General features: G+C 54.5%; 11 protein-coding genes and 1 pseudogene. 10 read left to right on the plus strand and 2 right to left on the minus strand.

Annotated elements, in window-relative coordinates; translation table 11 throughout:
* The first annotated feature begins 70 nt into the window (after positions 1-70).
* From glgB to glgP, 5 genes are read left to right on the plus strand one after another with little or no spacing between them, the layout of a single operon-like run.
* The gene (gene glgB, locus HV229_RS01355) at positions 71-2,254 is read left to right on the plus strand and encodes a 1,4-alpha-glucan branching enzyme (RefSeq protein ID WP_016154817.1); all 2,184 of its coding nucleotides are present in this window, start codon (positions 71-73) and stop codon (positions 2,252-2,254) included.
* A complete protein-coding gene (gene glgX, locus HV229_RS01360; RefSeq protein WP_019078135.1) occupies positions 2,254-4,230 on the plus strand; it encodes a glycogen debranching protein GlgX in 1,977 nt (658 codons plus the stop codon). The genes glgB and glgX overlap by 1 nt, the downstream gene beginning before the upstream one ends.
* Before the next feature lie 13 nt (positions 4,231-4,243).
* Positions 4,244-5,539: a glucose-1-phosphate adenylyltransferase gene (gene glgC / locus HV229_RS01365; protein WP_016154815.1), complete on the plus strand. Its 1,296-nt coding sequence runs from the start codon at positions 4,244-4,246 to the stop codon at positions 5,537-5,539.
* The gene (glgA, locus tag HV229_RS01370; protein ID WP_181546745.1) at positions 5,539-6,972 is read left to right on the plus strand and encodes a glycogen synthase GlgA; all 1,434 of its coding nucleotides are present in this window, start codon (positions 5,539-5,541) and stop codon (positions 6,970-6,972) included. The genes glgC and glgA overlap by 1 nt, the downstream gene beginning before the upstream one ends.
* A 19-nt stretch (positions 6,973-6,991) precedes the next feature.
* A complete protein-coding gene (glgP, locus tag HV229_RS01375; protein ID WP_181546747.1) occupies positions 6,992-9,439 on the plus strand; it encodes a glycogen phosphorylase in 2,448 nt (815 codons plus the stop codon).
* A gap of 108 nt (positions 9,440-9,547) precedes the next feature.
* On the opposite strand, the gene glpD is transcribed toward glgP, so the two are convergent.
* The gene (gene glpD, locus HV229_RS01380; protein ID WP_047358174.1) at positions 9,548-11,056 is read right to left on the minus strand and encodes a glycerol-3-phosphate dehydrogenase; all 1,509 of its coding nucleotides are present in this window, start codon (positions 11,054-11,056) and stop codon (positions 9,548-9,550) included.
* 198 nt (positions 11,057-11,254) lie between these two features.
* Here glpD and glpE point away from each other — a divergent pair, with 198 nt between their 5' ends.
* The 3 genes from glpE (at position 11,255) to HV229_RS01395 (ending at position 13,355) form a co-directional block, all read left to right on the plus strand.
* Entirely contained in the window at positions 11,255-11,581 is a 327-nt protein-coding gene (gene glpE / locus HV229_RS01385; RefSeq protein ID WP_016157651.1) for a thiosulfate sulfurtransferase GlpE, read from the plus strand.
* A gap of 169 nt (positions 11,582-11,750) precedes the next feature.
* Positions 11,751-12,581 (plus strand): rhomboid family intramembrane serine protease GlpG, encoded by an 831-nt coding sequence (gene glpG, locus HV229_RS01390; RefSeq protein WP_080859330.1) that lies wholly within the window; start codon positions 11,751-11,753, stop codon positions 12,579-12,581.
* A gap of 15 nt (positions 12,582-12,596) precedes the next feature.
* The gene (locus HV229_RS01395) at positions 12,597-13,355 is read left to right on the plus strand and encodes a DeoR/GlpR family transcriptional regulator (RefSeq protein WP_181546749.1); all 759 of its coding nucleotides are present in this window, start codon (positions 12,597-12,599) and stop codon (positions 13,353-13,355) included.
* Between the two features lie 41 nt (positions 13,356-13,396).
* On the opposite strand, the pseudogene malT reads toward HV229_RS01395, so the two are convergent.
* Positions 13,397-16,102: pseudogene (gene malT, locus HV229_RS01400) on the minus strand (HTH-type transcriptional regulator MalT).
* A 630-nt stretch (positions 16,103-16,732) separates the two neighbouring features.
* Here malT and malP point away from each other — a divergent pair.
* Complete coding sequence (malP, locus tag HV229_RS01405) at positions 16,733-19,126, plus strand: maltodextrin phosphorylase (RefSeq protein WP_181546751.1); 2,394 nt, start codon at positions 16,733-16,735, stop codon at positions 19,124-19,126.
* A gap of 9 nt (positions 19,127-19,135) precedes the next feature.
* On the plus strand, positions 19,136-21,223 hold the full coding sequence (malQ, locus tag HV229_RS01410) for a 4-alpha-glucanotransferase (protein WP_181546753.1): 2,088 nt from the start codon (positions 19,136-19,138) through the stop codon (positions 21,221-21,223).
* The last annotated feature ends 13 nt before the right edge of the window (positions 21,224-21,236 follow it).

Raw genomic sequence — 21,236 nt, forward strand, 5'->3', positions numbered from 1 at the left:
AAAAAAAGTGTCACTACCTGATGTCGAAGATCAGTTGGAAGGCGTGACACCATAAAACAGGATGACAACCATGTCCGTTCGTATCGATAGAGACGTGATTAATGCGCTAATTGCAGGCCATTTTGCGGATCCTTTTTCCGTACTCGGTATGCACCAAACTGACGCTGGACTTGAAGTCCGCGCCCTATTACCTGACGCCACCGAAGTGTGGGTGATCGAACCCAAAACCGGACGCAAAGTCGGCAAGCTGGACTGCCTCGACTCTCGCGGTTTTTTCTGTGCTGTACTTCCCCGCCGTAAAAATTTCTTTCGCTATCAGTTAGCTGTTGTCTGGCATGGACAGGAGAATCTGATTGATGACCCTTATCGTTTTGGCCCGCTGATCCAGGATATGGATGCCTGGCTGTTATCTGAAGGTACGCACCTGCGACCTTACGAAACGCTGGGCGCGCATGCGGATACCATGGATGGCGTAACCGGTACGCGCTTCTCCGTCTGGGCGCCTAACGCTCAACGCGTGTCAGTGGTTGGGCAGTTCAACTACTGGGATGGCCGTCGCCACCCGATGCGCCTGCGCAAAGAAAGCGGTATCTGGGAGTTGTTTATCCCCGGCGCGCAGCATGGTCAACTGTATAAATACGAGATGATCGATGCGAACGGTAAGCTGCGAATCAAAGCGGACCCTTACGCCTTCGAAGCGCAAATGCGCCCGGAAACCGCGTCGCTTATCTGCGGTCTGCCGGAAAAAGTGGTGCAAAGCGAGGAGCGAAAAAAAGCCAACCAGTTTGACGCGCCGATCTCTATCTATGAAGTGCACCTGGGCTCATGGCGTCGTCATACCGATAACAACTTCTGGCTGAGCTACCGCGAACTGGCGGATCAGTTGGTGCCTTACGTCAAGTGGATGGGCTTTACCCATCTCGAACTGTTGCCGATTAATGAGCATCCGTTCGACGGTAGCTGGGGCTACCAACCTACCGGTATGTATGCGCCGACCCGTCGTTTCGGGACGCGTGATGATTTCCGCTATTTTGTGAATGCCGCGCATCAGGCTGGACTGAACGTCATTCTCGACTGGGTGCCGGGCCATTTCCCGTCGGACGACTTTGGTCTGGCAGAGTTTGATGGCACCAATCTGTATGAGCATAGCGACCCGCGCGAAGGGTATCACCAGGACTGGAACACGCTGATCTACAACTACGGTCGCCGTGAAGTCAGTAACTATCTGGTAGGCAATGCCCTGTACTGGATTGAACGTTTTGGTATCGATGCGCTGCGCGTAGATGCCGTGGCGTCGATGATTTATCGCGACTACAGCCGTAAAGAAGGGGAGTGGGTCCCGAACGAATTTGGCGGTCGTGAAAACCTCGAAGCCATTGAGTTCTTACGTAATACCAACCGTATTCTTGGCGAGCAGGTGCCGGGGGCCGTGAGCATGGCGGAAGAGTCCACCGACTTTGCCGGCGTTTCAAGGCCACAGGATATGGGCGGTTTAGGGTTCTGGTATAAGTGGAACCTCGGCTGGATGCACGACACGCTGGACTACATGAAGTTGGATCCGGTTCATCGTCAGTTCCATCACGATAAGCTGACCTTCGGCATGCTGTACAACTACACCGAAAACTTTGTCCTGCCGCTGTCGCACGATGAAGTGGTACACGGTAAAAAATCAATTCTCGATCGCATGCCGGGGGACGCTTGGCAGAAGTTTGCCAACCTGCGCGCCTACTACGGCTGGATGTGGGCCTTCCCGGGTAAGAAACTGCTGTTTATGGGCAACGAGTTTGCTCAGGGGCGTGAATGGAATCACGACGCCAGCCTCGACTGGCATCTGCTGGAAGGCGGCGATAACTGGCACCACGGCGTACAGCGTTTGGTGCGCGATCTGAACCTTACTTATCGTCATCACAAAGCGCTGCACGAGCTTGATTTTGACGCCTATGGCTTCGAGTGGCTGGTGGTGGATGACAAAGAACGTTCGGTGCTGGCTTTCGTTCGTCGTGACAAAGTCGGTAATGAAATCATCGTTATCAGCAACTTTACGCCAGTACCTCGCCACGGCTATCGCTTCGGTATCAATCAGCCGGGCAAATGGCGCGAAATCCTCAATACCGACTCGATGCATTATCACGGTAGCAATACCGGTAACGGCGGCGCGGTGCACAGCGATGAAATCGCCAGTCATGGTCGTCAGCACTCACTGAGCCTGACGTTGCCACCGCTGGCAACGATCTGGCTGGTGCGGGAGGGATAATGACGCAACTGGCAACCGGCAACGCCACCCCCCATGGTGCAACGTATGACGGCCATGGCGTCAATTTCACCCTCTTTTCGGCCCACGCTGAACGCGTTGAATTATGCGTATTCGATGAGCAAGGCTGCGAACTCCGCTACGACCTGCCGGGGCGTAGCGGCGATGTCTGGCACGGCTATCTGGCCAACGCCCGTCCCGGTCTACGCTATGGCTATCGCGTACATGGTCCGTGGCAACCGCAGCAGGGCCACCGGTTTAATCCGGCGAAACTGCTGCTTGACCCTTGCGCGCGTCGGGTGGATGGCGAGTTAAAAGATAACCCACTGCTGCATGGTGGGCTGAATGAACCGGATCATCATGATAACGCCGCCATCGCGCTGAAGGGCGTGGTGGTGTCCGACCATTATGACTGGGAGGATGATGCCCCGCCGCGCACGCCGTGGGGCAATACCGTAATTTACGAAGCGCATGTCAAAGGGCTGACGTATTTGCATCCTGACCTGCCGGAAGAGATTCGCGGGACCTACAAAGCGCTGGGTCATCCGGTGATGATCGACTATTTCAAGCGCCTCGGCATTACCGCGCTGGAGCTGTTACCGGTGGCGCATTTCGCCAGCGAACCGCGGCTTCAGCGACTGGGCCTGTCAAACTACTGGGGCTACAACCCGGTGGCGATGTACGCGCTGCATCCGGCCTATGCCAGCTCGCCGGAGAGTGCGCTTGATGAGTTTCGCGACGCGGTAAAAGCGCTGCATAAAGCGGGTATTGAGGTCATTCTCGACATCGTTTTAAACCACAGCGCCGAGCTGGATCTCGAAGGACCTGTCTTCTCGCTGCGCGGAATTGATAACCGTAGCTATTATTGGATCAGAGATGATGGCGATTACTACAACTGGACCGGTTGTGGGAACACCATCAATCTGAGCCATCCTGGCGTTGTGGAATACGCATGCGAGTGTCTGCGCTACTGGGTTGAAACCTGCCATGTGGATGGTTTTCGTTTTGATTTGGCTTCCGTCATGGGGCGTACGCCTGAGTTTCGTCAGGATGCTCCGCTGTTTACCGCGATCCAAAATTGTCCGCTGCTCTCACGCGCCAAGCTGATTGCGGAACCGTGGGATATTGGTGAAGGCGGGTATCAGGTGGGGAATTTCCCCCCGCCGTTTGCCGAGTGGAATGACCATTTCCGCGATGCGACGCGACGTTTTTGGCTCCAGCGTAATCTTTCGTTGGGCGAGTTTGCCGGACGTTTTGCCGCATCCAGCGACGTGTTTAAACGCCCGGGCCGCAATCCCAGCGCCACGGTCAATCTGGTGACCGCGCATGACGGTTTTACGCTACGCGACTGCGTTTGCTTCACAAATAAGCACAATGAAGCGAATGGTGAGGAAAATCGCGACGGCACTAGCAATAACTACAGTGACAATCATGGTAAAGAAGGATTAGGCGGCTCGCTGGACCTGATTGAGCGGCGGCGCGACAGCATTCATGCGCTGTTAACCACGCTGTTGCTCTCCCAGGGGACGCCGATGCTGCTGGCGGGTGATGAGCATGGTCATAGCCAGCACGGTAATAATAACGCTTACTGCCAGGATAACGCCTTAACCTGGCTGGACTGGCAGCAGGCAAACAGTGGGCTAACCACATTTACCGCCGCGTTGATTCATCTGCGCCGGCAAATACCTGCATTAACAGGCGATTGCTGGTGGGAAGAGGGCGATGGCAATGTTCGTTGGCTGAATAAGTACGCACAACCCTTAAGTGCGGATGAGTGGCATAACGGCCCGAGGCAGATGCAAATCCTGCTTTCAGATCGTTTCCTGATTGCAATAAACGCCACGCTTGAGGTGACAGATATCGTTTTACCTGAAGGGGAATGGCACGCCATTCCCCCATTTGCCGGAGAGGATAATCCGGTGCTTACGGCGGTCTGGCAGGGACCTGCGCACGGACTGTGTGTGTTCCAGAGAAGATAAAAAGGAGTTAGTCATGGTAAGTTTAGAGAAGAACGATCGTGTAATGTTGGCGCGCCAGCTGCCATTAAAATCTGTTGCCCTGATCCTGGCCGGTGGCCGCGGTACTCGCCTGAAAGATTTAACCAATAAGCGTGCCAAGCCTGCCGTGCACTTTGGCGGTAAGTTCCGCATTATCGATTTTGCCTTATCCAACTGTCTTAATTCCGGGATCCGCCGTATCGGCGTGATCACTCAGTACCAGTCACACACGCTGGTGCAGCATATTCAGCGCGGCTGGTCGTTCTTTAGTGAAGAGATGAACGAGTTCGTCGATCTGCTGCCTGCCCAGCAGAGGATGCAGGGTGAAAACTGGTATCGCGGTACGGCGGATGCGGTGACCCAAAACCTGGACATCATTCGACGCTATAAAGCGGAATATGTGGTGATCCTCGCGGGCGATCATATTTATAAGCAGGACTACTCACGCATGCTGATCGACCACGTTGAGAAAGGTGCGCGTTGCACAGTGGCCTGTATGCCAGTGCCTATTGAAGAGGCCAGCGCGTTTGGCGTAATGGACGTGGACGACACCGATAAAATTATCGAGTTCGTTGAAAAACCTGCCAACCCGCCAGCGATGCCTAATGATCCGACCAAATCGCTTGCCAGTATGGGGATCTACATCTTCGACGCCGATTATCTGTATGAACTGCTGGCGGAAGATGATCTCGATGAAAAATCCAGTCACGATTTTGGCAAAGACATCATCCCGAAAATCACCGAAGCTGGCATGGCATATGCACATCCATTCCCATTGTCCTGCGTACAGTCTGACCCGGAATCCGAGCCGTACTGGCGCGATGTGGGAACGCTGGAAGCCTACTGGAAAGCAAACCTCGATCTGGCTTCGGTGACGCCTGAACTGGATATGTACGACCAGGACTGGCCAATCCGTACGCATATGGAATCACTGCCGCCGGCGAAATTTGTTCAGGACCGTTCCGGTAGTCACGGAATGACGCTGAACTCGCTGGTCTCCGGCGGCTGTATTATTTCTGGTTCGGTGGTAGTGCAGTCCGTTCTGTTCCCGCGAGTGCGGGTGAATTCATTCTGTAACATTGATTCGGCAGTGTTGTTACCTGAAGTGTGGGTGGGACGTTCGTGCCGCTTACGTCGTTGCATTATCGACCGCGCCTGCGTTATTCCTGAAGGCATGGTGATTGGTGAAAACGCGGAAGAAGATGCTCGTCGTTTCTACCGTTCAGAGGAAGGTATTGTACTGGTCACGCGTGAAATGCTGCGCAAACTGCAGATCAAACAGGAGCGATAATGCAGGTTTTACACGTTTGTTCAGAGATGTTCCCTTTGTTAAAAACCGGGGGACTGGCGGATGTTATTGGGGCGTTACCCGCAGCGCAAATCGCGGACGGTGTGGATGCCCGCGTGCTGCTCCCGGCGTTTCCTGATATCCGTCGCGGCATTCCCGATGCGCAGGTAGTGACGCGTCGCGATACCTTCGCCGGACGTATTACGCTGTTGTTCGGGCATTTCAACGGTGTGGGCATTTACCTGATTGACGCGCCGCATCTCTATGACCGTCCCGGTAGCCCGTATCACGACACTAACCTGTTTGCATATACCGATAACGTGCTGCGTTTTGCGCTGCTGGGTTGGGTCGGCAGTGAAATGGCCTGTGGCTTTGACCCATTCTGGCGCCCTGATGTGGTGCATGCGCACGACTGGCATGCCGGTCTGGCCCCGGCGTATCTGGCGGCGCGCGGCCATCCGGCGAAATCGGTGTTCACCGTGCACAACCTGGCGTATCAAGGCATGTTTTATGCAAAGCATATGGATGACATCCAAGTGCCATGGTCGTTCTTTAACGTGCACGGACTGGAGTTTAACGGGCAGATTTCTTTCCTGAAGGCCGGGTTGTACTACGCCGACCACATTACGGCGGTCAGTCCGACCTACGCGCGGGAAATTACCGAGCCGCAGTTTGCCTACGGCATGGAAGGTCTGTTGCAGCAGCGTCATCGTGAAGGACGTCTTTCCGGTGTGCTGAACGGCGTTGATGAAAAAATCTGGAGCCCGGAAACCGATCTGCTGCTTGCGTCGCGGTATACGCGTGAAACGCTGGAAGAGAAGGCGGAGAACAAACGCCAGCTACAGATCGCGATGGGACTTAAGGTTAACGACAAAGTGCCGTTATTTGCCGTAGTCAGCCGCCTGACCAGTCAGAAAGGGCTGGATCTGGTGCTGGAAGCGCTACCGGGGTTGTTAGAGCAGGGTGGACAGCTGGCATTGCTTGGTGCGGGCGATCCGGTTTTACAGGAAGGTTTCCTCGCCGCGGCGGCGGAACATCCTGGACAGGTGGGCGTACAGATTGGCTATCACGAAGCCTTCTCGCACCGCATCATGGGTGGGGCCGACGTTATATTGGTCCCCAGCCGTTTTGAGCCGTGTGGCTTAACGCAGTTGTATGGACTGAAGTACGGCACGCTGCCGCTGGTGCGGCGCACCGGTGGGCTGGCTGATACGGTCTCTGACAGTTCGCTGGAAAACCTGGCGGATGGTATCGCCAGTGGGTTTGTATTTGAAGATAGTAATGCCTGGTCGCTGCTACGCGCGATTCGGCGTGCTTTCGTATTGTGGTCCCGGCCTTCGCTGTGGCGGTTTGTACAACGTCAGGCCATGACCATGGATTTTAGCTGGCAAGTCGCGGCGAAGTCATACCGTGAGCTTTACTATCGTTTGAAATAGATATCCAGGAATCACCTATATGAATGCTCCATTTACTTATGCATCGCCCACACTCAGCGTAGAGGCACTTAAGCATTCTATCGCCTACAAGCTGATGTTCACGATTGGTAAAGACCCGGTCATTGCCAATAAACATGAGTGGCTGAACGCCACGTTGTTCGCGGTGCGCGATCGTCTCGTGGAGCGCTGGCTGCGTTCTAACCGTGCGCAATTATCCCAGGAAACTCGACAGGTTTATTATCTGTCAATGGAGTTTCTGATTGGCCGCACACTTTCCAATGCACTGTTATCGTTGGGTATTTATGACGATGTCAAAAATGCGCTGGAAGGTATGGGGTTGGATCTTGAAGATCTGATCGATGAAGAAAACGACCCTGGTCTTGGCAACGGTGGCCTCGGGCGCCTGGCGGCCTGCTTCCTGGACTCACTGGCTACGTTGGGTCTGCCGGGACGCGGCTACGGTATTCGTTATGACTACGGCATGTTCAAACAGAACATTGTTGATGGCCGACAGAAAGAGTCACCGGACTACTGGCTGGAATACGGTAACCCGTGGGAATTCAAACGCCACAATACGCGCTACAAAGTGCGCTTTGGCGGGCGTATTCAGCAGGAAGGCAAGAAAACGCGCTGGATAGAAACTGAAGAGATCCTCGCGGTAGCCTACGACCAAATTATTCCCGGTTATGACACAGACGCCACCAATACGCTGCGCTTGTGGAATGCCCAGGCCAGTAGCGAAATCAACCTCGGTAAATTTAACCAGGGCGACTACTTTGCGGCGGTGGAAGATAAAAACCACTCCGAGAACGTCTCCCGCGTGCTGTATCCGGATGACTCCACCTATTCCGGACGCGAGCTGCGTTTGCGCCAGGAGTATTTCCTGGTCTCCTCCACGGTGCAGGACATCCTGAACCGTCATTATCAGCTGCACAAAACCTACGACAACCTGGCAGATAAGATCGCCATTCACCTCAACGACACCCATCCGGTACTGTCGATTCCTGAGCTGATGCGTCTACTGATCGATGAGCACAAATTCAGTTGGGATAATGCGTTTGAGGTCTGCTGCCAGGTCTTCTCGTATACCAACCACACCTTGATGAGCGAAGCGCTGGAGACCTGGCCTGTCGATATGCTGGGCAAAATTCTGCCGCGCCATCTGCAAATCATCTTTGAGATTAACGACTACTTCCTGAAGACGTTGCAGGAAAAGTATCCGAACGATACCAGTCTGCTGGGACGGACGTCGATTATCGATGAATCCAATGGCCGCCGGGTGCGTATGGCATGGCTCGCAGTGGTGGTGAGCCACAAGGTTAACGGCGTTTCTGAGCTGCACTCCAACCTGATGGTGCAGTCGCTGTTTGCTGACTTTGCGAAGATTTTCCCGACTCGCTTCTGTAACGTCACCAACGGCGTGACGCCGCGCCGCTGGCTGGCGCTGGCTAACCCATCGCTCTCTGAGGTGCTGGATGAGAACATTGGCCGCACCTGGCGAACCGATCTCAGCCAGCTAAGCGAGCTTGAACAGCACTGCGATTACCCGCTAGTAAATCAGGCGGTGCGCCGTGCGAAGCTGGAGAATAAAAAGCGTCTGGCAACGCTCATTGCCCAGCAGCTTAACGTGGTGGTGAACCCGAAATCGTTGTTTGATGTGCAGATCAAGCGTATTCACGAGTACAAACGCCAGTTGATGAACGTGCTGCATGTGATCACCCGCTACAACCGCATTAAGGCCGATCCTGACGCCGAGTGGGTGCCGCGTGTGAATATCTTCGCCGGTAAAGCGGCTTCGGCCTATTACATGGCGAAGCACATCATTCACCTGATCAACGACGTCGCGAAAGTGATCAACAACGATCCGCAAATTGGTGACAAGCTGAAAGTGGTGTTTATTCCTAACTACAGCGTCAGCCTGGCGCAGGTGATTATTCCTGCTGCCGACCTGTCTGAGCAGATTTCGCTGGCCGGGACCGAAGCCTCTGGTACCAGTAATATGAAGTTTGCCCTCAACGGCGCGCTGACTATTGGGACGCTGGACGGTGCCAACGTCGAGATGCTGGAGCATGTGGGCGCAGAAAATATCTTTATCTTTGGTAATACGGCGGAAGAGGTCGAAGCCTTACGCAGCCAGGGCTACAAGCCGCGTGAGTATTACGAGAAAGACGAAGAGCTGCACCAGGTGCTGACGCAGATCGGCAGCGGTGTATTCAGCCCTGAGGAGCCGGGGCGCTATCGTGACCTGGTTGACTCGCTGATCAACTTTGGCGACCACTATCAGGTTCTGGCGGATTATCGCAGCTACGTTGACTGCCAGGATAAGGTTGACGAACTGTATCGCCACCCGGAAGAGTGGACCACCAAGTCGATGATTAATATCGCCAACATGGGCTACTTCTCGTCGGACAGGACGATCAAAGAGTACGCCGAAAACATCTGGCATATCGACTCGGTGCGGTTGTAACAAGGGCAGGACGATCTGTAGGCCGGATGGATAAGGCGTTAGCCGCCATCCGGCAAAAGGCCCGGTAGCGCTGACGCTTACCGGGCCTACAGTTTTATATCGAGTGTCTTAAGACGCCAGCGACAGCTGCTGTTTCTCAATGTACTCCGCCAGCCACTGGGTCATGCGCGACTGCTGTTCAGCGTTCAGCCACATACCTTCTTTCGTGCGACGCCACAGCGCATCTTCCGCACGGCGCACCCATTCGTGATCGACCAGATATTTCAGCTCGGCCTCATAGAACTCATGGCCGAAGTCTTCACCTAACTCGGCAAGCGAGGTGGCTTTCCCGATAATCCATTCGGTGTTACTGCCGTAGGTGCGCGAATAATGGCGCGCCAGCGACTCGGTCAGGAACGGGTAGCGACGGCGCAGTTTGGCCGCGTAATCTTCACGATCGCCGCCGATGTCACCGCCTGGCAGAATGCACTCTTTTGTCCACGCCGGACCGATTCCCTGATAGTACGACGCCAGTTTTTCCATCGCGTGTTCGGCCAGCTTACGATAGGTCGTTAGCTTACCACCAAAGACCGACAGCAGCGGCGCTTTGCCGTTTTCGTCGTGGATATCCAGCGTGTAATCACGGGTGATAGCCTGCGGCGAGTCGGACTCGTCATCGCACAGCGGACGTACGCCCGAGTAGGTCCAGACGATATCGTCACGGCCCAGTTGTTTCTTAAAGTGCGCGTTGTAGACCTTCAGCAGGTAATTGATTTCACTCTCATCAATTTTTACCGCTTTCGGATCGCCTTTGTATTCGACGTCAGTCGTCCCGATGATCGAGAATTCGTCCATCCATGGGATGACAAACACAATACGTTTATCTTCGTTTTGCAGTATATAAGCTTGCTTCTGGGTATGGACGCGCGGCACTACGATGTGACTGCCTTTAATCAGACGAATACCGTACGGCGATGGCAGATGCATGCCGTCGTCGAAGAACTCTTTCACCCATGGGCCGGTGGCATTGACCAGACCACGCGCCTGCCAGGTGTGCTTTTTACCGGTATCGATATCTTCAGCTTCAACAATCCACAAACCGTTTTCACGGCGAGCGGAGGTAGCGCGAGTGCGGGTTAACACCTCTCCGCCTTTGCGTACGACCATTTGGGCGTTTGCCAAAACCAGCCGCGCATCGTCTACCCAGCAGTCAGAATATTCGAAACCGCGCACAATCTCAGGTTTCATTACGGAATCTGCGCCAAAACGCAAGCCGGTCGAACTCGGCAAACTGGTGCGTTTGCCCAGATGATCGTACATAAACAGACCAATACGGATCATCCACGCTGGACGCAGGTGCGGGCGATGGGGCAGACGAAAGCGCATCGGGAAGGCGATATGCGGTGCCATTTTCAACAACACCTCACGTTCGGCCAGCGCTTCGCTCACCAGGCGAAATTCGTAGTGTTCCAGGTAGCGCAGGCCACCGTGGATGAGTTTGGAGCTAGCGGAGGAGGTGGCGCAGGCTAAATCCTGCGCTTCCAGCATCAGCACGGATAAACCGCGTCCAGCGGCATCTGCCGCGATACCGGCACCGTTGATGCCTCCACCTATCACAATCAGATCTTTGGTTTCCATGCTGGCCTCTCGCACTTTCGTTATGGCTCATTAATGTTCGTTATCGAGCATAGTAGCAAAGAATCGCGCCATTGGTAACATCGGATAAACAATTTACAGTGATACATATAACATTATGGCGTTTAACTGCCGTCGGGACGTACACTAAGAAGTAACATGTCTGAAAAGCGTCACCTGCAATATAAAGAAGAGAGAGCAATGGATCAGTTTGAATGTATTAATGTCGAAGAAGCGCATCAGAAGCTGCACCAGGGGACCGCGGTGTTAGTGGATATCCGCGACCCGCAAAGCTATGCGATGGGTCACGCCCCGCAGGCGTTTCATCTGACGAACGACACGCTGGGGTCATTTATGCGCGAGCATGATTTCGACACCGCCGTGTTAGTAATGTGTTATCACGGCAACAGCAGTAAAGGCGCGGCGCAATATCTTCTTCAGCAGGGCTATGACGCGGTTTACAGTGTTGACGGCGGCTTCGACGCCTGGCATCGACATTTTCCGGCAGAAGTGGCATACGGTTCGTAAGACTATACCCAAATAATTCGAGTTGCATCGCGACGGCGACGCAGCAAATCTCCGGGCGCGTACGAACAGTATCTGACCGGAGTGAGTGAGGAAAGCCAACAAAGATGCAGCTCGAAGTAAGAAGGGTATATATACTGTCCTCTTTTGTGTGGAATAAGCGACAGCAACCATGTTGATGATTACCTCTTTTGCTAACCCCCGCGTGGCGCAGGCATTTGTTGATTATATGGCGACACAGGGCGTTATCCTGACGATTCAACAACATCAGCAAACGGATGTCTGGCTGGCGGATGAGGCCCAGGCTGAGCGCGTGCATGCTGAGCTGGCGCGGTTTCTGGAGAATCCAGGCGATCCGCGTTACCTCGCGGCAAGCTGGCAGTCGGGTCATACCGACAGCGGTCTGCGCTATCAGCGTTATCCGTTCCTGGCAACTTTGCGCGAACGCGCAGGCCCGGTGACCTGGGTGGTGATGGCCGCGTGTGTGCTGGTGTTTATCGCGATGAACACGCTGGGCGACCAGACCGTGATGCTCTGGCTGGCATGGCCGTTTGACCCTTCGCTGAAATTTGAATTCTGGCGTTATTTTACCCACGCTTTTATGCACTTCTCGCTGATGCATATTCTGTTCAACCTGCTGTGGTGGTGGTATCTCGGCGGTGCGGTAGAAAAGCGTCTGGGCAGCGGAAAACTGATTGTAATTACCGTGATCAGCGCCCTGCTAAGCGGCTACGTTCAGCAGAAATTTAGCGGCCCGTGGTTTGGTGGGCTGTCTGGCGTGGTATATGCGCTGATGGGTTATGTGTGGTTGCGTGGCGAGCGCGATCCACAAAGTGGTATTTTCCTGCAGCGTGGTTTGATTATCTTTGCTTTGATCTGGATTGTTGCCGGCTGGTTTGATGTGTTCGGCATGTCGATGGCGAACGGCGCACATATCGCCGGGCTGGCCGTGGGTCTGGCAATGGCGTTTGCCGATACTATGAATGTACGAAAACGAACGTAATTTCAGGGAACAATAATGAAGCAAACACAACGACATGACGCGATCATCGAGCTGGTAAAGAAACAGGGATACGTCAGTACCGAGGAGCTGGTGGAGCATTTCTCCGTCAGCCCGCAGACGATTCGCCGCGATCTTAACGAGCTGGCCGATCAGAACATGATTTTGCGCCATCACGGTGGCGCGGCGCTGCCCTCCAGCTCGGTCAACACCCCGTGGCATGACCGTAAAGCGACACAGACGGCGGAAAAAGAGCGCATTGCCCGCAAAGTTGCCACGCAGATCCCGAACGGTTCTACGTTGTTCATTGATATCGGCACTACGCCGGAAGCGGTGGCTCACGCGCTGCTCAATCACAGCAATTTACGCATTGTGACCAACAACCTCAATGTGGCGAATACGCTGATGGCGAAAGAGGATTTCCGCATCATACTCGCCGGTGGCGAACTGCGTAGCCGCGACGGCGGTATTATGGGCGAAGCGACCCTCGACTTTATTTCTCAGTTCCGCCTGGACTTCGGCATCTTAGGGATTAGCGGTATCGATAGCGATGGCTCCCTGCTGGAGTTTGATTATCACGAAGTTCGCACCAAGCGCGCGATTATTGAGAATTCACGGCATGTGATGCTGGTGGTGGATCACTCGAAGTTTGGGCGTAACGCGATGGTGAATATGGGCAGTATCAGCATGGTGGATGCGGTGTATACCGACACGCTGCCGCCAGCTGGCGTGATGCAGGTTATTGCGGACCATCATATTCAGTTAGAGCTGTGCTAAGTTAATTCCAGGCCTGATAAGCGTAGCGTATCAGGCATTAACTAAACCCCATACCCCATCATTTTCAGCAGTTTCTGCGCATGTTGCACTGCATCCTGGCGGTGTGCGACGCCGAGCTTTTGATACAAATTGCGGATGTGCGTCTTGATGGTCGTTGCCGCGACGGCCAATTCTCCGGCGATCTGCTCGTTGCTGTAGCCCGAATAAATCAGCCCCAGAACCTGCCATTCGCGCTGGGTCAGCGGGCTGGTCCGGATAAGCTCCGGTACTTCCGGGTGAGTAAGCAGACGCTCAACGAACCCTTCATCGAAGTGGGCGAATTTATGGCGGTGATGCTGGTTAATCTCACGCAAAATACGCTGGGCGCGGTGCTGATCGAGTTCCGGTAAGGTATTGAGCTGAATCAACTGACGCAATTGCTGCGCCATGGCCTCACCTTCAATGACAAAGTGACTGATAAATCCGGTGCGGTTCGCCAGCTGCAGCGCGTCGAGTAACACGCGCTGTGCGTCATTTTTGCGCCCTGCCTGCCAATAGAGCTGATTAAGCAGCAGCAGGTTACGGTTCAGATCGCTCATCAGGCGCAGATTGCGCGCATTTTCATTCAACTCTTCCAGCACAATCTCAGCCGGTTCAAACTCGCCCAGCAGGATCTGCGCGCGGGCGATGTTGCGCCACTGGCTTTGCAGAAAGTGGTTATTGGCGAATTCCGGTTTCGGCGTGTGGCGCAGCCAGTTGGCGGCCGAATTTTTGTCGCCCACCATTTGCCAGTAAATCACCCGTACCTTATCGGCGTTCGAGATCCAGTCACTGTGATAGTGACCGTTACCCAGCAGGTTTTCCAGGCGGTTAAGCAGGCTACGCGCATTATCCAGATCCCCCCGGGCCAGCGAACATTGAATCAGCAGCGCCAGGCACTGTAGCTGTTGCTGCGGCTGGAATGTGGAAAGCAGTTCAATACCCGCGCGGGCAGACGCTTCCGATTCGTCCAGGCGCGCCCATGCCCACAGCAGCTGCGCGCGAATACGCACCAGGAACTCGTGCATCGGCAACTATTCCAGATGCTGCTCTTTGATCAACTGAAACGCTTTTTCCTGAGTCTCCCAGGCGGCCTGTAAAAAGCCCTGGGCAAACAAAATTTCGCTTTGCTGGATTAAACTCCACAGCGCGTAATGCCAGACGTCATGATGGCGTGCCATTTGCTCGGTTTGCTGCATTAACGCCAGAGAACGCGTGAGATCGCCCTTACAGTGCAGGACTTCACCGTGTACCGAGGTGGCGACGATACGGCTATAGAACCAGGCGATGGGTAACTCATCCAGCGCCAGCTTTGCCAGGCGCTCGGCTTCGTCAGGATTTCCGTCGTTAATCGCGACCTGCGCACGCAGGGCGTTAAATTCGGCGTGCAGCGTCGGTTCCATGTCGCCTTTCATTTCCTGCTCAGCGCGCGCCAGCAGGGTATTAACCTCGCCGTAGCGGTGCTGGCTTTGCATCAGCCAGGCTTGCAGCAGAACCAGACGCGGATTTTCCAGCAGACTTTCCCACGGCAGGGCTTTCAGCGACTCTTCCAGTAATGTCAGTTCGCTGTGGTTAAACAGTCCCCACGCATGGTTAAGCAGGATATCGCGCAGCATATGGGCGTCGCCGGCCGCCAGCGCGTGGTGGATAGCTTCGCTGGGGAAGCCTTGCGCCATCCAGCTTTCAGCGGCGGCGCGGTGTATTTCGGGCAGTTCGCTTGCCAGCTCCCACTGACAGCGCTGGCGTAAAAAGCTGCCAAACAGCGGGTGATAGCTGAACCACTCACCGACGTCATCCATCCGCTGCAAGAATAATCCCTGGCGCTCAATCTCCTCCAGCCGCATCTGGCCGTTTTCTTCCCCAGTGACCCGGACGATCAGCGCGTCGTTCATTGAGCGCAGAATGGCGCTTTTCAGCAGGAAGTGACGGGTGCCGAGGTCGACGCTGTCCAGCACTTCATCAACCAGATAATCGGACAGATGGCTGGCGTTGATCCCGGCGAGGCGGCGTGCGGACTGGTGCGCAGAATGGTTGTTCTGGCGGGCGGAGAGGGCAATCAGCTGTAACGCCGTGGCCCAGCCAGCAACGTCATCGCACATCCGGCTGCTTTCTGCCGCTTCGATAGGTGAGGACAAACGTCGATCGAAAAATTGTTTGGCTTCCTGGTGGTTAAACGCCAGCTGTTGGCTGCCTATCTCCAGCAACTGATCGCGTACTCGCAGGTTGGCAATACCCAACTGCGGCAGGTTGCGCGACAGCACGACCAGCGTGAGGTTCTCAGGCTGATGACGCAGGAAGAAACGCATCGCTTCGTGAATTGCCGGATTGGAGATGAGATGATAATCATCCACTACCAGGTAGAGCGGGCGATGCCACTCGGCCAGTTCAATAAATAGCTGCGCAAACAGTGACGTCAGGCTGGCGTATTGGCGCTTTTGCACCATCGCTTCGCTGGTGGTGCAGTGTCCACCGGTTGCCTGCTGGATAGCGGCGATCAGATAGCTGGCAAAGCGTTCTTGTTGATTATCGCCTTCATCCAGAGAGTACCAGCCTAAGTCGTTCTTCCCCGCTGCCCATTGTGAAACCAACGTTGTTTTTCCATAACCAGCAGGACTTGTTATCAGGGCAAGCCTGAAATTGTTCGCGCCGGAAAGTTTAGCCAACAGGCGCTCACGAACCACCGTATGGTCGAGTCGAACCGGACGACTTAATTTAGACGGAATCAACATAAGTTAGTCACTTCACTGTGTGAAAATGGGGAAAAATGATTTTTTTTTGCGCTTCGTAATTAATAGATATAAGGTCGGCCAGATTAGTGTTTTATGCAAGCTAAGCGGACTTTTTGTGTGTCTGATTTTGCACTATGTCACAAATCTAAACATCTATTACATTAATTGCTTTAAAGAGTCACAACAGGCGTGGCGACTGGATCCGTCGGTATTTTGGCTGAGCCGAAAAATACCTCCCATTTTATAAGGTTACTCAGTTGCTTAATGTAAAGAGCCGAATTTTGTGGCCGACTTAAAAGTTTTATGTGAATTATCTTATCCACCTTGGATATTTCAGGTTAGAAACTATTTCTCTGTTTACAGATTGTTTCCCATCGTCACCCCTCTATTTGATATTGTCGATTTATCTCTTGTTATTAATGCGTCGTCCGTTGGGCATTACAGGGGCGTTATGCCGGACTTACGCGAATTTACGGGCGATAACACCCTCTTTAAGTGGCAGCGATCACACTTTTATGCTCATCCCCGCTCCTCCTCCCTGCCTAATCCGTGCCAGGATGAGGAAGGTCAACAACGAGCCTGGCAAACTAGCGATAACGTTGTTTTATTACCTAAGGATCTGGAACCCCTATGTCACAGCCTACTTTCAACAAAGATCAATTTCAGGCTGCCCTGACGCGTCAGTGGCAGCGCTTCGGTTTACTGTCGGCTCAAGAAATGACGTCGCGCCAGTGGTGGCAGGCAGTGAGTGGGGCGTTGGCTGAGTTACTCAGCGCCCAGCCTGCGGCGAAGCCGGCAAAAAATCAGCGCCATGTTAACTACATCTCGATGGAGTTTTTGATTGGCCGTCTGACTGGCAACAACTTACTCAATCTCGGCTGGTATCAGGCGGTGAGCGATGAGCTGAAAGCGCATGACGTCAACCTGACCGACCTGCTGGAAGAAGAGATCGACCCGGCGCTGGGTAACGGTGGATTGGGACGCCTGGCGGCCTGCTTCCTTGATTCGATGGCGACAGTCGGTCAATCGGCGACGGGCTATGGTCTCAACTACCAGTACGGCCTGTTCCGTCAGTCATTTGCCGATGGGCAGCAGATGGAAGCCCCGGATGACTGGCATCGCGGCAGCTATCCGTGGTTCCGTCACAACGAGGCACTGGATGTGCAAGTAGGGATTGGCGGCAAGGTCACCAAAGAAGGGCACTGGGAGCCGGGGTTTGTTATCACCGGCCAGGCCTGGGATCTACCGGTTCTCGGCTACCGTAACGGCGTGGCGCAACCGCTACGTCTGTGGCAGGCCAGCCACGCACATCCGTTTAACCTGACCAAATTTAATGACGGCGATTTCCTGCGCGCAGAGCAGCAGGGCATCGACGCTGAAAAACTGACCAAAGTGCTGTACCCGAACGACAACCACACCGCGGGTAAAAAGCTGCGCCTGATGCAGCAATACTTCCAGTGCGCTTGCTCCGTAGCTGACATTCTGCGCCGCCATCATCTGGCAGGGCGTAAACTGCATGAGCTGGCTGATTTTGAGGTGATTCAGCTCAACGATACTCACCCGACCATCGCCATCCCTGAGCTACTGCGTGTGCTGATTGATGAGCACCAGATGAGCTGGGACGATGCGTGGGCTATTACCAGTAAGACCTTTGCTTATACCAACCACACTTTGATGCCAGAGGCGCTGGAGTGCTGGGACGAGAAGCTGGTGAAAGCACTACTGCCGCGCCATATGCAAATCATCAAAGAGATTAACGACCGCTTTAAGAAGCTGGTCGATAAAACCTGGCCGGGTGACGCTGAAGTTTGGGCGAAGCTGGCGGTGGTGCACAACAAACAGGTGCGTATGGCCAACATGTGCGTGGTCAGCGGCTTTGCGGTTAACGGCGTGGCGGCGCTGCACTCCGATTTGGTGGTGAAGGATCTGTTCCCGGAATATCATCAGCTCTGGCCGAACAAATTCCATAACGTCACTAACGGGATTACTCCGCGTCGCTGGATTAAGCAGTGCAACCCGGCACTTGCCGCGCTGCTGGATAAATCGCTGAAAAAAGAGTGGGCCAACGACCTCGAACAGTTGATTAACCTGGAAAAATACGCCGACGACGCGAAGTTTCGTCAGCAGTATCGTGACATCAAGCTGGCGAACAAAGCGCGTCTGGTGAAGTTTATTAAAGCGCGTACCGGTATTGAGATAACGACTAACGCTCTCTTTGATATTCAGATTAAACGCCTGCATGAGTACAAGCGTCAGCACCTCAACTTGCTGCATATTCTGGCGTTATACAAAGAAATCCGTGAGAACCCGCAGGCCGATCGCGTGCCGCGCGTATTCCTGTTTGGCGCGAAAGCCGCTCCGGGTTACTACCTGGCGAAAAATATCATCTTCGCCATTAACAAGGTTGCAGAAACCATCAATAACGACCCGCAAGTGGGCGACAAGCTGAAGGTCGTATTCCTGCCGGATTATTGTGTCTCGGCGGCGGAAATGTTGATCCCAGCGGCGGATATCTCTGAGCAAATCTCCACCGCAGGGAAAGAGGCTTCCGGCACCGGTAACATGAAGCTGGCGCTGAACGGTGCGTTAACCGTCGGTACGCTGGATGGCGCAAACGTCGAAATCGCCGAGAAGGTAGGTGACGAGAATATCTTTATCTTTGGTCATACCGTGGAAGAGGTGAAGGCGCTCAAGGCCAAAGGTTACGACCCGGTGAAATGGCGTAAGAAAGATAAAGTGCTGGATGCTGTTCTGAAAGAGCTGGAAAGCGGGAAGTACAGCGACGGCGATAAACATGCCTTCGACCAGATGCTGCACAGTATCGGCAAGCAGGGCGGTGACCCGTATCTGGTAATGGCGGACTTCGCGGCCTATGTTGAAGCCCAGAAGCAGGTTGACGTGTTGTATCGTGACCAGGAAGCCTGGACCCGGGCGGCGATACTGAATACCGCGCGTTGCGGCATGTTCAGTTCGGATCGCTCCATCCGCGATTATCAGACTCGTATCTGGCAGGCGAAACGTTAAGGAATCGCGATGGAAAGCAAACGTCTGGATAATGCCGCGTTGGCGGCGGGGATCAGCCCCAATTACATTAATGCCCACGGTAAACCGCAGTCTATTGGCGTCGAAACCAAGCGGCGTTTGCTTGACGCTATGCATCGCTCCACCGCCACCGCTCAGGTGGCGGTGACCCCGGTGCCGAATGTCATGGTTTATACCGCTGGTAAGAAAATGCCGCTGGCAGTTGAGGGACGCGGAGAGTTTACCTGGCTGCTGACCACCGAAGAGGGCGTGCAGCACAAAGGGCATGCCGTCGGCGGTAAATCGTTCAACCTTCCGGCGAAGCTGCCGGAAGGGTATCACACGCTTACCCTCACCCAGGGGGAGTTGCGTACCCATTGCCGCATCATCGTCGCGCCGAAACGCTGCTATGAGCCGCAGGCTCTGTTAGCCGGGCAGAAGCTGTGGGGCGCATGCGTTCAGCTCTATACCCTGCGTTCAGAAAAAAACTGGGGGATTGGCGACTTTGGCGATCTCCGTGCCATGCTGGTGGAGGTGGCGCAACGCGGCGGCGCGTTTATCGGCCTGAATCCGATTCACGCGCTGTATCCGGCGAACCCGGAGAGTGCCAGTCCGTACAGCCCGTCGTCACGCCGCTGGTTGAACGTTATTTATATAGATGTGAACGCAGTAGACGATTTTCGCCTGAGTAAAGAGGCGCAGGCCTGGTGGCAGAAACCCGCGACTCAGCAAGCTCTGCAACGCGCGCGTGATACCGAGTGGGTTAATTATTCTGCCGTTACCGCATTGAAGATGACAGCGCTGCGTATGGCGTGGAAAAGCTTCTCTGCACGTGACGATGAGCAGATGGCGGCATTTCGTCAGTTTGTGACTCAGGAAGGGGATAGCCTGTACTGGCAGGCGGCCTTTGACGCGCTGCATGCACATCAGGTGAAAGAGGACGCACTGCGCTGGGGCTGGCCGGTGTGGCCGCAAGCTTTCCAGTCGGTGGATTCGCCAGAGGTAAAACGCTTTTGCGAAGAGCATCGTGATGAAGTGGATTTCTACCTGTGGTTGCAGTGGCTGGCGTATACCCAGTTTGCTGACTGCTGGAAAACCAGCCAGGGCTTTGCGATGCCGATTGGATTATATCGCGATCTGGCTGTCGGCGTGGCCGAAGGCGGGGCGGAAACCTGGTGCGACCGCGAGTTGTATTGCCTGAAAGCCTCGGTTGGCGCACCGCCGGATATTCTCGGTCCGCTCGGGCAAAACTGGGGATTGCCGCCGATGGATCCGCATATCATCACGGCACGCGCTTACGAACCGTTTATCGAACTGCTGCGTGCCAATATGCAGAACTGCGGTGCGTTGCGTATCGACCATGTTATGTCGATGCTGCGTCTGTGGTGGATCCCTTACGGTGAAACTGCCGATCACGGCGCCTACGTGCATTATCCGGTCGACGATCTGCTTTCAATTCTGGCGCTGGAAAGTAAACGTCATCACTGCATGGTAATTGGTGAAGATCTGGGGACTGTGCCGGTAGAGATCGTCAGCAAGCTGCGTGACAGCGGCGTGTACTCCTACAAAGTGCTTTATTTTGAGAATGACCATGAGAAAAACTTCCGCGCGCCGAAAGCGTACCCGGAACAATCAATGGCAGTCGCGGCGACGCATGACCTTCCTACGCTTAAAGGTTATTGGGATAGCGGCGATCTGACGCTGGGTAAGGCGCTGGGTCTGTACCCGGATGAAGTCGTGCTGCGTGGGTTGTATCAGGACAGAGAACTGGCGAAACAGGGGCTGCTGGACGCGCTGCACAAATACGGGTGCCTGCCAAAACGTGCTGGTCACAAGGCGTCACTGATGTCGATGACGCCGATTCTTAATCGCGGCATGCAACGCTACATCGCTGACAGCAACAGTGCGCTGTTGGGCCTGCAACCGGAAGACTGGCTGGATATGGCTGAGCCGGTCAATATTCCCGGGACCAGCGACCAGTACAAAAACTGGCGGCGTAAGCTCACCGCCACGCTGGAGCAGATGTTTGCCGATGACGGTGTGAACAAGCTGATTAAGGATTTGGATAAGCGCCGAAAAGCGGCCGCGAAGAAGAAGTAATAAAGCCGGGGAT

The sequence above is a fragment of the Citrobacter sp. RHBSTW-00524 genome (assembly GCF_013747755.1).
In the GTDB taxonomy this organism is placed as follows: Bacteria; Pseudomonadota; Gammaproteobacteria; order Enterobacterales; family Enterobacteriaceae; genus Citrobacter; species Citrobacter braakii.

Coding starts and splice junctions, on each gene's coding strand:
- glgP (WP_181546747.1), top strand. CDS start 6,992: ATGAATGCTCCATTTACTTATGCATCGCCCACACTCAGCGTAGAGGCA.
- malQ (WP_181546753.1), top strand. CDS start 19,136: ATGGAAAGCAAACGTCTGGATAATGCCGCGTTGGCGGCGGGGATCAGC.
- glgA (WP_181546745.1), top strand. CDS start 5,539: ATGCAGGTTTTACACGTTTGTTCAGAGATGTTCCCTTTGTTAAAAACC.
- glgB (WP_016154817.1), top strand. CDS start 71: ATGTCCGTTCGTATCGATAGAGACGTGATTAATGCGCTAATTGCAGGC.
- HV229_RS01395 (WP_181546749.1), top strand. CDS start 12,597: ATGAAGCAAACACAACGACATGACGCGATCATCGAGCTGGTAAAGAAA.
- glpD (WP_047358174.1), bottom strand. CDS start 11,056: ATGGAAACCAAAGATCTGATTGTGATAGGTGGAGGCATCAACGGTGCC.
- glgC (WP_016154815.1), top strand. CDS start 4,244: ATGGTAAGTTTAGAGAAGAACGATCGTGTAATGTTGGCGCGCCAGCTG.
- glpE (WP_016157651.1), top strand. CDS start 11,255: ATGGATCAGTTTGAATGTATTAATGTCGAAGAAGCGCATCAGAAGCTG.
- glpG (WP_080859330.1), top strand. CDS start 11,751: ATGTTGATGATTACCTCTTTTGCTAACCCCCGCGTGGCGCAGGCATTT.
- glgX (WP_019078135.1), top strand. CDS start 2,254: ATGACGCAACTGGCAACCGGCAACGCCACCCCCCATGGTGCAACGTAT.
- malP (WP_181546751.1), top strand. CDS start 16,733: ATGTCACAGCCTACTTTCAACAAAGATCAATTTCAGGCTGCCCTGACG.